This is a genomic window from Thalassococcus sp. S3, assembly GCF_004216475.1.
In the GTDB taxonomy this organism is placed as follows: Bacteria; Pseudomonadota; Alphaproteobacteria; order Rhodobacterales; family Rhodobacteraceae.
This window is the reverse complement of record NZ_CP022303.1, coordinates 1421899-1435119: the sequence shown is the minus strand read 5'-3', so window position 1 is coordinate 1435119 and position 13221 is coordinate 1421899. Positions and strand designations below refer to the sequence as shown.

Genomic DNA, 13221 nt, shown 5'->3' with positions numbered 1-13221 from the left:
GGGCAATCATCCGTCGCATTGGCGGGGAGGGACAGAGAATGACCGACGCTTCACCGCGCTCTGAAGCCGAAGCCACCAGCGCCTGGGCCCCGTTCGGCCGCGCGCCATTTGCTGTATTATGGGTCGCCACCGTCATCTCGAATGTCGGCACCTGGATGAACGATGTGGGCGCGGGCTGGCTGATGACCGAGCTTTCCCCCTCGCCCTTCGTCGTGGCCGCTGTTCAGGCCGCCACGACGCTGCCGGTTTTTCTCTTCGCTCTGCTGGCGGGTGCGGTCGCCGATATCGTGGATCGTCGCAAGATGTTGCTGCTGGTCAACCTTTTGCTTTTTCTGGTCGTTGCGGCGCTGGCCATTCTTGTCGCGCTGGACGCAATGACGCCGGCACTTTTGCTTGCTTTCACGTTCCTCATCGGAACCGGGGCTGCCTTTCTGGCGCCCGCATGGCAGGCTATCGTGCCCAAGCTGGTGCCCCGCTCCGAACTGCCATCCGCCATCGCGCTGAACTCCATGGGGATCAATGTCAGCCGCGCCATCGGGCCCGCCCTGGCTGGCGCATTGATCGTCAGCATCGGGCTTTATGCTCCGTTTGCCCTGAATGCCCTCAGCTTTCTGGCAATCCTCGCGGCGCTTCTGTGGTGGCGCCCGGCCTCTGCACCGTCCCCGCGTTTGCCAGCCGAACACGTGCTTGGCGCCGTGCGCGCCGGGTTGAACTATGCCGTCTACAGTCCGCCCCTGCGCGCCACCTTGGTGCGGGCCGCCGCGTTCTTCGCCTTTGCCAGCGCGTATTGGGCCATGCTGCCTTTGATTGCCCGCAGCATCCTTGATGGCGGCGCCCCCCTTTACGGCATCCTTTTGGGCGCGGTCGGTGCGGGCGCCGTGGCAGGCGCACTGGTACTGCCGAAAATCCGCAGGAGACTGGACCCGAACCAGATCGTCGCGGCAGGCACGATCGGGACCGCCACGGTTCTGGTTCTCTTTGCCGTTGTGCCTAGTGTCGGCGTTGCCATCGCGGCATCCGCCCTGGGTGGCGCAAGCTGGATCGCCGTGCTTTCCACGATGCATGTGTCAGCGCAGACGGCCCTGCCCGACTGGGTGCGTGCGCGCGGCTTGTCCATCTTTCTCACGGTCTTTTTCGGCGCGATGTCGGGCGGCAGTCTGATCTGGGGACAGGTTGCAAACCTTTACGGCCTGCCCATTGCCCTGCTTGCAGCGGCCCTTGGCGCGATAGTCTTCATCCCTTTGTCCCGGCACGCGAAACTTGGCCAGGGCGCGGATATGGATCTGGCTCCGTCCATGCACTGGCCCGAACCGGTGCTGGATGTCGAGGCGCCCGCGCAACGGGGTCCGGTCATGGTGCAGATCACCTACGAGATCGCGGCTGAGGATCAGGACACGTTCCGCGCCCTTATGTCGGCCTTGGCCGATGCCCGCCGGCGGAATGGCGCCTTTGGCTGGACCCTGATGCAAGAGGCGGAGCATCCGACACGTTTCGTCGAGACCTGGTTCGAAGCATCATGGAAGCAGCATCTGCGTCACCACGAAAGGGTGACGGGCGACGACCGCGCCCTGCAAGACCAGATCAGGGCCCTGCATCGACCAGATGAGGCCCCGAACGTGCGCCACTTCATTGCCCAGACAGCCGCCGGCGCAGAGACATAAGACAACCTCCCGCGATCAGCCTCTGCCCCCTAGCGTGATCTGAACCGGCCCGACTCGCTGCGCTTTCGATCATTCGGGATCGTCGAGCAGCGTCGGCATCAGCCGCACGATCAGGGTGATCAGCAAAGATGTGCTGATCCCGAAGGTCAAAAGACCGGTGATCGACGCGAAGGTGCCAAAGACCCGAAGGTCCTGGCCAAGAACCAGATCACCGTAGCCCAACGTCGTGTAGGTTGCCGTGGCAAAATAGAAGCTGGCCTCAAAACTCTCGAAGCCCTGGAAAACGAAAAAGGAGAGCGCCCAGGTCCAGATCTGCACTGTATGCGCGAACGCAATGACCAGCACGCCAAAACACAGCATTACCGCAATGCGACGGGTCGTCCATCCGGGATCAAGCATTTCGAACAGCTTTTGGAACAAGGGGATGCTGATCGCGACGATGCCGATATGCGCAACAGCGCAGGTGGCCAGAAGCGCCGTGCCCCACAGAACCTGAAATCCCCAATCCATGCTTGGTCTCTCTTCTGTTTACAAACACCCGTCACCCTGCAACTCTTTGCCCAAACGCGCAAACACGGGACAGCTTATGAAACGTTTGGTTTTGGCGTCAGTTCTCGCAACTGCATTTCTCTGGCCTGTCGGCAAACTCGCGGCACAAGACGTACCTCGACCGGCGAAAGTGGTCACGGTTCAGCAAACCTCCTCAGAAATCCGGAGAAGTTATCCCGCGCTCGTTTTGCCGTCGGCCGAGGTGGAGCTGTCGTTCCAGGTCAGCGGGCGGGTCATCCAGCTTCCGGTGCGGGGCGCGATGCAGGTGGCCGAAGGAGATCTGATCGCGGCCCTTGATCCGCGCGATTTCGAAACACAGGTCGTGCAGCTTGAAAGCCAGAGAGATCAGGCGAATGCCGAACTCAGCGCCCTACGGACGGGCGCGCGCGCGGAAGAGATCGTGGCGCTCGAGGCTGCGGTGGCCTCTGCCCAGGCGCAGGTGGACCAGGCCCGCGATCAGGCGGTCAGAACACGGGAACTGGCACAGCGGGGCGTGGTCGCATCCGCCCGGCTTGAGCAGGACGAGGCCAGTCTGCGGGTGGCAGAGGCCAATCTGCAGGCCCAGATGGAGCAGCTTCAAATCGGTCGCGCAGGCGGAAGACCCGAGGAGATCCAGGCCGCCGAAGCCGCCATTCGGGGACTTGAGGCGCAGTTGCAGGTGGCCCGGAACAACCTCGACTATACGACGCTCGAAGCCCCGTTTGACGGGGTCATCGCGCGCAGGGATATCGAAAATTTCTCGAACATACAGGCGGGTCAGAGCGTCGCGTTGCTGCAAGCGCTGAATATCGTGCACCTGTCTTTTGACGTGCCGGGCGCGGATGTCACCCGCCTCACGGCCAACGGACCCGACGCGATTACCAACCAAGTGGTCTTTGACGCGTTGCCGGGGCAGGTTTTCGACTCCGAAACCGTCGAATTCTCGGTTCAGGCAGATGCCGCGACGCAGACCTACAGGGGACGTGTTGCGGTGACGATCCCGGAAAACGCATTCATTCTGCCTGGCATGGTGGGCCGGGTGCTGGCCTCTACGCCGGGCAACCTGAAGGATCTGATGATCCCGCTGACCTCGGTCGCGGCGGGACCGGACGGAGAGCCGTTTGTCTGGATCGTCGGCGAGAACGGCAGTGTTGCGCAAAGATCCGTCGAACTGGGCGATATGTCCGGGGACCGCGTCGTGGTGAAGGACGGGCTTGAAGCCGGTGAAACGATCATCGCCGCCGGGGTCAGTCAGATCATTGACGGCATGACCATTCGTCCCATCACGCATATCGGGGGATAAGCATTGGATCTCGCGCGTTTCGCGATCGAGAAGCGGCTGATTTCAGCCGTCTCGACCGTTCTCATTCTGGTCGCTGGCTATTTTGCCTACATGAACCTCCCTCGCTTTGAGGATCCCGAATTCGTGATCCGGCAGGCGCAACTCATCACCCCGTATCCGGGTGCAGGGGCCGAGGAGGTGGCCGAAGAAGTCACCGAAGTGATTGAAAACGCGGTGCAGCAGCTCTCTGGCATCAAGGAAGTGCGCTCCGTCTCCTCTCCGGGGCGCAGCAATGTGACCGTTGAGTTTACCATCGCGGCCACGCCGGATTATCCGGAATTGAACCAGAAATTCACCCAACTCAGAGCAAAGGTAAGCGACGCACAGGCCGATCTACCGCCCAACGCTTTGGCAACCCAGGTTTTCGATGATTTCGGCGACGTCTATGCGCTTTACTTCGCGGTGGTCGGCGAAGGCTATTCCATTGCCGAGCTTTATGAGTATGCCAAGGATCTTCAGCGCGAACTGGTGACGGTGGGCGGCGTATCGAAGGTGGTGCTGAACGGGGTGCATGACGAGGTCATCTATGTCGAGTATTCCCCGGCCCGCCTGATCGAGCTTGGCCTGGCACCGGGCGAGATCGCCGACATCCTGGAAGGACAGAACCTGGTCACGCCGGCAGGTTCCATAAAGGCCGGTCAAACCCGCCTTGAGGTGCGCCCCGAAACGGCTGTCCGCTCGACCGATGCAATCGGGAACCTTTTGATCACCAACCCGCAGAACGGCGTGGCCTTCCGCCTGGCCGACATCGCGACAATCTCGCGGGGCTTTGAAGATCCTGCCACAACGCTTCTATTCCGCGATGGCCGGCCCGCGATCGGGCTGGGCATCTCGAACAGTCTTGGCGGCAACGTGGTGACCATGGGCGAGGCGGTGAAAGCCCGGATGGACGCGCTGATCACCGAGCGGCCCATTGGGATCGACATTCTGCCGATCTCGGATCAGTCCGAAACGGTTGCGACCTCTATCGACGATTTCGTCATGAACGTTGTGCTGGCCCTTGTCATCGTTGTCGGTACGCTTCTGGTTTTCATGGGCTTGCGATCCGGTATCCTGATGGGGGGCATTCTGCTGGTCACGGTCGCGGGCACGCTGTTCGGGATGTATATCTACGGGCTGGATATGCAGCGCATCTCGCTAGGTGCGCTGATCATCGCGCTTGGCATGCTGGTGGACAATGCAATCGTCGTCGTAGAAGGCACCCTGGTGCGCGTCCAGAATGGCGAGGACGCGTCAGGCGCCGCGCAATCCGTGGTCGCGCAAACCCGATGGCCGCTCCTTGGCGGAACGATCGTGGGACTTTTGGCCTTCTCTCCAATCGGCTTCTCACCCGACAATACAGGCGAATACGCAGGAAGCCTGTTCTGGACGATCTCCATCGCGCTCCTCTTTTCCTGGCTGGTCGCGATCTGGCTCACCCCCTATTATTGCCAACTGCTTCTGAAGCCCCAACCCGAAACCGAACACCGTGAAGGTGTGATCCTGCGGTCCTATCGCGGGCTTCTGGGGCACGCGATACGGGTCCGTTACCTGACGGTCGTGCTTATCTTCGGGCTTTTCGGGTCGGCCATCGCGCTGTTCAGCTTCGTGCCGCCCGGTTTCTTTCCGTCGTCGACGCGTGCGCAATTCGTTGTCGATTACTTCTTGCCGCAGGGCACTGACATTTCGCAAACGCAGGCGGATATCCTTCGGATCAGCGAACATGTGCGGGGGCTGGAAGGTGTGACCGGCACCAATACGATTGTCGGCGGCGGGCATCTGCGCTTCATGCTCATCTATGAAGGCGAGAACCAGAATTCGGCCTACGGTCAGATCCTGATCGATGTGGAGGAGTTCGAGCAGATCGACGGGCTGCGGGCCGATCTGCAGGACTGGATCGACACCGAGTTTCCCGCCGCCAATGCCAAGGTCTGGAACTTTGTTCTCGGTCCGGGGGCCGGTTCGAAAATCGAGGCCCGTTTCTTTGGCGCCGATCCGGTCGTTTTGCGCAACCTCGCGGATCAGGCAAAGCAGATCATGTCCGATGCGGGTGCCATCGCGATCAAGGACAACTGGCGGGAGCAGATCCAGGTGGTGCGCCCGGTGATCAACACCGAAAACGCCCGGCGTCTGGGCCTCACGCAGGGAGAGATCTCGAACGCGCTCTACACGCATCTGCAGGGCGCGCGGCTGGGCGTCTACCGGGAAGGGGACGAATTGCGTGATGTCATCATGCGTCCTTTCGAGGCGGACCGCGACGATGTCGGAAAGCTGAGTGACGTGCAGGTGTTCAGCCAGATCGCCGGCGGTTACATCCCGATCACGCAGGTCGTGGATCGTTTCGAGCTTGTCTTTGAGGCTGGCAATCTCAGACGCATCGACCGGAAACTTGCAATCACCGCGCAGGCGGATAACCCGCCGGGCGTGCTTTCCGGAGATCTTTTTGCCGAGGTGCGCACGCCAATCGAGGAGATCCCCCTGCCACCCGGCTATACGCTGGAATGGAAAGGGGAGTTCGGCGATTCAACCGAGGCCAATGCAGGTCTTGCCGGCACCATGCCCCTCGGCTTTGGCGCGATGTTTCTTGTCACGCTCTTTCTCTTCAGTGCCTGGCGGCAGACGATCATCATCTGGATGGTCGTGCCCCTTGCGCTGATCGGGGTGATCTATGGACTTGCAGGCAGCCAGACGCCCCTGGAATTCATGGCGATTCTTGGCATCCTGTCGCTGACAGGCATGCTGATCAAGAACGCCATCGTGCTGCTGGACGAGACGGACACGCAAATCGCCACCGGCAAGATGCGGATGCAGGCCGTGCTCGACAGCGCCGTCAGCCGCGTCCGTCCGGTCTCACTCGGGGTGCTGACAACGGTTTTGGGGGTCGTACCGTTGCTGTGGGATCCGTTTTTCAAATCGCTGGCCGTCGTGATCATCTGCGGACTTAGCTTTGCGACGGTGTTGACGCTGATCGTCGTGCCGACGCTTTATACGATCTTCTTCCGGATTACCGCCGACGAGACATGAGCGGGCACTATGCAAGGGGCGGCAAGCGCTTTGCTTTAGGCCTGCAAAAGAGAGTGCGCGGAACAAAAGGTCGACGATCTCCCCCGTCGCCGCTAGCTGGCGCGCCGGGAGCCGGTTTGACCTTGCTCCAACCGTTCGAGCATTTGCTTTGCTCCTGCCGTGGGCGACAGAACCCCGCGCGTGACGTCCTGGGCGATCGCGTCCATATCGGCCCGGGCATCCTGATCGTCCAGGCGTGACAGAAGGGCTTGGCGCACCTCCTGTTCGAACCAATACCGCGCCTGAGCCGCGCGGCGTGCGGACCAGTGCCCCTCTGCCCGGCGCCATTTGGTGAGGCCCTGCATCTCGGCCCAGGCGGTGTCCAGCCCCGCTTCATCCAGGGCCGAGACCATCATCGCCTTGGGAAACCCGTCGGGATCCTGAGGGCGTTTGCGCAACAGCCGAAGAGCCCCGGAATAGTCCGCGCAGGTGCGCGTGGCGGCCGGTTTCAGATCGCCATCGGCCTTGTTGATCAGGATCATGTCGGCCATCTCCATGATGCCGCGCTTCACGCCCTGCAACTCGTCCCCACCGGCTGGCGCCAGCAGCAAAATGAAAAGATCCGACATTTCGGACACCACGGTTTCCGACTGCCCAACACCTACTGTTTCGATCAGAACCACATCAAAGCCAGCCGCCTCGCAAATGGCCACAGCTTCGCGCGTGCGGCGGGCCACCCCGCCAAGATGCGTCTGGCTTGGGGAGGGGCGAATGAACGCGCCCGTTTCCCGGCTCAGCCGGTCCATGCGCGTCTTGTCGCCCAGGATCGAGCCGCCGGAGCGCGACGAGCTGGGATCCACCGCCAGAACCGCAACCCGCAGCCCCTGCGCGGTCAGCATCATTCCGAAGCTTTCGATGAATGTCGATTTCCCGACCCCAGGCGTGCCAGACAGCCCGATGCGTATCGCTTCGCGTGAGGAGGCCGAAAGATGATCAAGAAGCGCTGCCGCATCCTCGCGGTGATCAGGCCGGCTGCTTTCCACCAGCGTGATGGCCCGCGCAAGCGCCCGCCGGTCGCCATTCAAGATTTTCTCACCGAGCTGCGCAATATCCATCGCCGTATCCTTGAGGTCCGTCGCTGTCATGCCTCGCCTGCCAAGCCTTTGTCCAGACACGACCGACGTTGCCTTGTCGCTTGGCGTGTCCTTGACCACGGAAAGACCGCCCCAGACCAAGCGGCAAGCGTCGTCCGGCTGATCCTCCGGTAGACGCGACTGGTCGCTTTGGCGATAAGCGGCAGGATGACGGACCGCCTGCCAATAGATGACACCCTGCCAGAACTGCTGGACGCGGTCCGCGCACATGGCCGCGCGGTTCTGCAGGCGCCGCCGGGCGCGGGCAAGACCACCCGCGTACCGCTGGCGCTGATCGGATGGCGCCAAAAGGATGCGGTGATCCCCGATGGCCGGATTGTCATGCTCGAACCACGCCGTCTCGCGGCGCGGGCCGCCGCCGACCGCATGGCGGAGAGCCTGGGCGAACATGTCGGCGAAACGGTCGGATACCGCATTCGCGGCGAAAGCAAGGTCGGCAAATCGACCCGGATCGAAGTCGTGACCGAGGGTATTCTGACACGGATGCTGCAATCGGAGCCGGACCTGCCCGGTGTGGCCGCTGTCATTTTCGACGAATTCCACGAACGTTCCCTGAACGCCGATCTGGGCCTCGCGCTTTGTCTGGAGGTCGCGGATGCCCTGCGTGAGGATCTGCGGCTCATTGCAATGTCCGCGACCCTGGATGCAGAACCCGTGGCCGCTCTGATGCAGGCACCGGTGGTGACCTCTGCCGGGCGGGCCTTTCCCGTCGAGACGCGATGGCTCGACAGACCCCTGCCGCCCAAGACCCGGCGCGATCAGGCGACCGCGGATCTTGTGATGCGGGCAGAAGCCGAAACACGGGCCATCGACGGCGACATTCTTGTCTTTCTGCCCGGAGAAGGAGAGATCCGGCGCGTCGAGAGCATGCTGTCGGGGGGATTGCCCGGGCATTGCGTGATCCGTCCGCTGTTCGGCGCGCTCGACCACAACGCACAGCAAGCCGCGCTTGCCCCCGTGCAGCAAGGGCGTAAAATCGTGCTGGCGACCGCCATTGCAGAGACCTCCCTGACCCTGCCGGATATTCGCGTCGTCGTGGATGCAGGACAGTCCAGACGCGCCCGGTTTGATCCGGCATCAGGCATGTCGCGCTTGGTCACGGAACGGGTCACCCGGGCGGAAACCATCCAACGGCAAGGGCGCGCGGGTCGGGTGGCCGAAGGGGTTTGCTATCGACTTTGGACCAGAGGCGAAGAGGGGGCGATGGCCCCCTACCCTCCGGCTGAGATCGAGGCGACGGATCTCAGCGGGCTGGCTCTTGAACTCGCGGTCTGGGGCGCTCAACCCGGTGATCTTGCGTTCCTCAGCCCTCCCAACAGCGGCGTCTACGCTGAGGCGCAGACCCTGTTGCGGATGCTGGGCGCACTGGACGAACAGAACCGTATCACGGCCCATGGTCGCGCACTGGCGCGCGTGCCGCTTCATCCGCGTCTTGCCCATATGCTCATCGGTTCCGGCCGGGACGCTGCGCCGCTCGCCGCACTTATGGCCGAGCGGGACGTGCTGACCCGCGCGCCCGTGGATCTGTCGTTGCGACTGGCCGCCCTGCGCGATCCAAAGCGCTTTGCCGCCGAACGTCCCTATGGGCTGCGTAGACCCGCGCTTCAACAGGTGCGTGCCGAGGCGCGGCGTCTGTTGCGCTTTGCAGGCGATGACACTGATCTGAGTGCCGCAGCCATGGCCGCGTTGGCCTATCCCGACCGGATCGGGCAACGCCGAAAAGGCGATGCGCCGCGATACGTTCTGTCGGGCGGCAAAGGCGCGGTCCTGCCGGCGTCCGACCCCTTGGCGGGGCAGCCCTATATTGTCGCAACCGATCTCGATGGTGATCCGAGAGAGGCGCGCATCCGGCAGGCGCTGAGCATCGGCGAGCGGGAGATACGTGATCTTTTTTCCCAACAGATCCGTTGGGTCGATGTTTGCGAATGGTCCAAGCGTGACAGACGTGTCGTCGCACGGAAGCAGGAAAGACTTGGCGCCGTGCTGCTTGACGATCGCATATGGCGCGACGTTCCCGACGAGAGGGTGGCCCGCGCGATGCTGGACGGCGTGCGCGAGCTTGGTCTGAGGCTGGACGGCGGGGCCGCGCGTCTGGTCGCCCGTGTCGCCTTGGCCCGCGCTGGTGGCGCCGATCTGCCGGACATGTCAGAGGCCGGGCTGATGGCCACGCTCGAAGACTGGCTTCTGCCGATGCTGAGCGGTGTGCGCACGGCCGAGGATTGGAAACGGTTCGATCCGATGCCCGCCTTGCAGGCTATGTTGAGCTGGGATGAGACCCAAACGCTCGATCACGCAGCACCGCCACATTTCATCACACCGCTCGGGCGCAAAGTCGCCATCGACTATGATGGGGAGGTGCCGGAAATCGCCGTGCGCCTGCAAGAGATGTTCGGGCTGACCCGGCACCCCGAAAGCGCGGGGGTGCCGCTGAAGATCACACTTTTGTCGCCTGCCCAGCGCCCCGTTCAGGTTACGCGCGATTTGCCCGGCTTCTGGGCCGGTTCCTATGACGACGTGCGCAAGGACATGCGCGCGCGATATCCCAAGCATCCCTGGCCCGAGGATCCCACAAGCGCCAATCCCACACTGCGGGCCAAGCCCCGCCAGAAGTAACACACCGGCATCGTCCCGCCGATCTCTCATATCGGCGATATTTCGCCCACAACGTGCATTCTACTGATCAAGTTAACGGATAGGTATTCTCAATAAACGCCGTTCGGGGTTACGCTACGTTACGGAGCGCGCCACTCACCCCTGCTGGGACCGTTCAACCCTAACTCGAAATCAGCCAACACCAGCCTCGTTCGCCTCGGCGGCGCAAACAGGTCGCGCGCCGTTCGTCGCGACCGGGAACAGACACGGCTTGGAACGGTCGGCAGAGGGTAAAGAAGACGAGGTGTGGAATGGCCGATTCCATCATGGGCGGGTTGATCATTAACGAAGTTCTGGTTGATCCGAACGGCGCGGTCAATTTCGATACAGACGGCAGCGGTAACGCGAATGCCCGGGACGAGTTCGTCGAATTGTATAATTCGTCCAACGTTCCGATCGACATTTCAGGTGTGGAGCTTTGGGATGCTGGAAGCGGAAATTGGTTCACGTTTCCGGCAAACACCATTCTGCAGCCGGGCGGCCATGCGATGGTTATTACGGCGGTGCAGAATGGCGGCTCCCTGCCAACCGGCGGGCCCAACGATCTGTTCTTTGATGCCGCACGAAATGCACCGCTGCTCAACAATGGCGGCGACAATATCGTGGTCTACGATCCCGGCTCGAACGAATATATTCAGGCCCGGTTCAATGGCGATCCGCTTGATGACCCCCCGAATGACTATAGCGGCTTTCCGGCCGGTGCGCAGAGATCCGGGAATGGAGAGGATTTCGGCTTTGACCAGGATGGCCGTTCGATCCAGCGGGTGCCGGACGGGTCGGATAACTTCGTCAATTCCGAAGCACCGACGCCCGGAACCACAAATGTCTGCTTCGTCAGAGGCACGCGTCTTGAGACTGACCGCGGTGCCCGCCCGGTCGAAACGCTGCGCCCGGGCGACCTTGTGCTGACACAAGACCGGGGTCTTCAGCCGATCCGCTGGGCCTGGCATCACACGCACCGCGCGGGCGCCCTGATCGCGGATCCGCGCCTGCAGGCCGTTCAGATCACCAAAGATGCCTTGGCGCCAGGGATCCCGCGCCGCACCCTGCAGGTCTCGCGGCAGCATCGCATTTTGATTTCATCGAAGATCGTCCATCGCATGTTCGGAACGTCCGAGATCCTTGTTCCGGCGAAGGATCTTCTGGCCATACCCGGCGTCCAGATGGCGCCCGTAACAGGCGCATTGAGCTATCATCATGTCCTGTTGCGGCATCACGAAGTGCTTTTGGCAGAGGGTGTTCCGTCCGAAAGCCTTTTTCTCGGTCCGGTCTCCTCTGCCGAGGTCAGCTTGACGCTGCGCCGGGAGATCTGTGCAAGCGCCGCAGAGTGGCACAGCCGCGCGCGGCCCTTCCAGCGAGGGGCACGGGTGCGCAATCTGGTGGCCCGGCATCTCAAGAACGACCGCCCCTTTACGGCGACGGCAAGCTGGGACAAAACCCCGCGCCCGGCCTAGTCGCCATGCCAGGGTCCATGACGCGGGCCCGATCCATCCTGCATGAAAAAGCCATGCGCCCCAAAGCGATCGCGCAGTGCCTGGATCATGTTCGCATTCCCCCTCGCCTGCGCCATGCTGTCTTTCCATCCCAGCGCGGCGGCCAGAGACGGGACGGGCAAGCCCGCGCCGATCGCCATGGACACCACCCGCCGCAAGGCAGGCTCTGCCCGCGTGGTAAGCATCGCAATATGGGGGGCAAGGATCAGGTGACCATGGGGCGGGTCGGCGCGGAAGGCATCGGCGATGTCATCCAGCAGCGCGGACCGAATGATACAGCCTGCACGCCAGATCTCGGCAATCCGGGCCAGATCGAGGGACCAGTCATAGACCTCGGAGGCGGCAGACAGCAGACGGAAACCCTGAGCATGGGACACAAGACGCCCGGCCAGAAGTGCTTGCGCCAGAACGTCACGATCAGGAGGCGGGAAGCGGTTCGACTGGGACAGAAGACCTGACGCCGCCTGACGCGCCCGGGTTTCGGACGACCATGCGCGCGCCCCGACCGCGGCTTCGATCGTGGAGGCGGATTGCCCGAGCTTCAACGCTTCGATCACGGTCCAGCGCCCGGTTCCTTTCTGTCCCGCGCTGTCGAGAATGCTGTCGAGAAGTGCATCACCTGTCGCAGGATCGCTGGCTTCGAGCACCTCGGCGGCGATCTCGATCAGGTAGGAAGCCAGGGGTCCGTCGGACCAGTCCCGGAACAAGGCTGCGATCTGCACCGGAGACCACCCGACACCGTCTCGCAGAAGGCCGTATATCTCGGCAATCATCTGCATGTCGGCGTATTCAATTCCGTTATGCACGGTTTTGACGAAGTGGCCCGCCCCGTCGGGCCCCAGATGCGCCACGCAAGGTGATCCTTGATACTGGGCGGCGATGGCCTCTGCCATCGGGCGAAGGCGGTTCCAGCTTTCACCGGTGCCGCCCACCATCATCGAGGGTCCGGTGCGCGCGCCCTCCTCCCCGCCGGAGACACCCATGCCCACGAAATGCAGGCCTTGGGCCGAGAGCGCCGCCGCGCGGCGTCTGGTGTCGTGGAAGTCGGAATTGCCCCCATCGATCAGCGTGTCGCCGGCGCTGAGATACGGTTGCAAAGCAGCAATCAGATCATCGACCGGGGCGCCCGAGGGGATCATGAACAAGATCATACGGGGCGCCTTGAGAGACGCGACAAAGTCGTCCAGTCCGGCATGGGCTGCGATACGCGCAGAGAGCGAGCCTGCTTCCGCCAGAAAGGGTGCCAGCCAGTCCGCTTCACGATTGGAAACGGCAACCTCGAAGCCCTTCTCGGCCAGGTTGAGCGCCAAGGCACTGCCCATCGTGCCAAGCCCGTAAACTCCGATATCCGCCTGAACCACCCCGGCACCCCCCTGTCATTGCCTGCTTAAGCTAACGGGATGAAGGGC

The 13221-nt window shown here is 62.6% G+C and carries 8 protein-coding genes; 5 read left to right on the top strand and 3 right to left on the bottom strand.

Translation table 11 applies throughout. The features are described from left to right. Positions 1-38: 38 nt before the first annotated feature. Complete coding sequence (locus tag CFI11_RS07195; protein ID WP_130404478.1) at positions 39-1661, top strand: MFS transporter; 1623 nt, start codon at positions 39-41, stop codon at positions 1659-1661. Between the two features lie 69 nt (positions 1662-1730). Here CFI11_RS07195 and CFI11_RS07190 read toward each other — a convergent pair whose 3' ends face one another. Next, positions 1731-2171 carry an ion channel gene (locus CFI11_RS07190; protein WP_130404476.1) on the bottom strand — a complete coding sequence of 147 codons (441 nt, stop codon included), beginning with the start codon at positions 2169-2171 and terminating at the stop codon, positions 1731-1733. A gap of 76 nt (positions 2172-2247) precedes the next feature. Between CFI11_RS07190 and CFI11_RS07185 the strand changes: the two genes are divergently transcribed. Both CFI11_RS07185 and CFI11_RS07180 read left to right on the top strand, forming a co-directional pair. After that, complete coding sequence (locus CFI11_RS07185; RefSeq protein WP_165390209.1) at positions 2248-3492, top strand: efflux RND transporter periplasmic adaptor subunit; 1245 nt, start codon at positions 2248-2250, stop codon at positions 3490-3492. Between the two features lie 3 nt (positions 3493-3495). Then, on the top strand, positions 3496-6534 hold the full coding sequence (locus CFI11_RS07180; protein ID WP_130404472.1) for an efflux RND transporter permease subunit: 3039 nt from the start codon (positions 3496-3498) through the stop codon (positions 6532-6534). A 92-nt stretch (positions 6535-6626) separates the two neighbouring features. Here CFI11_RS07180 and meaB read toward each other — a convergent pair whose 3' ends face one another. Then, on the bottom strand, positions 6627-7628 hold the full coding sequence (gene meaB, locus CFI11_RS07175) for a methylmalonyl Co-A mutase-associated GTPase MeaB (RefSeq protein WP_130409951.1): 1002 nt from the start codon (positions 7626-7628) through the stop codon (positions 6627-6629). 186 nt (positions 7629-7814) lie between these two features. On the opposite strand from meaB, the gene hrpB reads away from it, so the two are divergent. Next, positions 7815-10280, top strand: coding sequence for an ATP-dependent helicase HrpB (hrpB, locus tag CFI11_RS07170; protein ID WP_130404470.1), 2466 nt, complete (start codon positions 7815-7817; stop codon positions 10278-10280). A gap of 290 nt (positions 10281-10570) precedes the next feature. Continuing rightward, entirely contained in the window at positions 10571-11773 is a 1203-nt protein-coding gene (locus tag CFI11_RS07165; RefSeq protein ID WP_130404468.1) for a Hint domain-containing protein, read from the top strand. On the opposite strand, the gene gndA is transcribed toward CFI11_RS07165, so the two are convergent. Further along, a complete protein-coding gene (gene gndA / locus CFI11_RS07160; RefSeq protein WP_130404466.1) occupies positions 11770-13173 on the bottom strand; it encodes an NADP-dependent phosphogluconate dehydrogenase in 1404 nt (467 codons plus the stop codon). The genes CFI11_RS07165 and gndA overlap by 4 nt on opposite strands. Between the last annotated feature and the right edge of the window lie 48 nt (positions 13174-13221).

Excerpts from the sequence above, each read along its gene's own strand:
- CFI11_RS07190 (WP_130404476.1), bottom strand. The coding sequence starts at position 2,171 with ATGGATTGGGGATTTCAGGTTCTGTGGGGCACGGCGCTTCTGGCCACC.
- CFI11_RS07165 (WP_130404468.1), top strand. The coding sequence starts at position 10,571 with ATGGCCGATTCCATCATGGGCGGGTTGATCATTAACGAAGTTCTGGTT.
- CFI11_RS07185 (WP_165390209.1), top strand. The coding sequence starts at position 2,248 with ATGAAACGTTTGGTTTTGGCGTCAGTTCTCGCAACTGCATTTCTCTGG.
- CFI11_RS07195 (WP_130404478.1), top strand. The coding sequence starts at position 39 with ATGACCGACGCTTCACCGCGCTCTGAAGCCGAAGCCACCAGCGCCTGG.
- meaB (WP_130409951.1), bottom strand. The coding sequence starts at position 7,628 with ATGGATATTGCGCAGCTCGGTGAGAAAATCTTGAATGGCGACCGGCGG.
- hrpB (WP_130404470.1), top strand. The coding sequence starts at position 7,815 with ATGACGGACCGCCTGCCAATAGATGACACCCTGCCAGAACTGCTGGAC.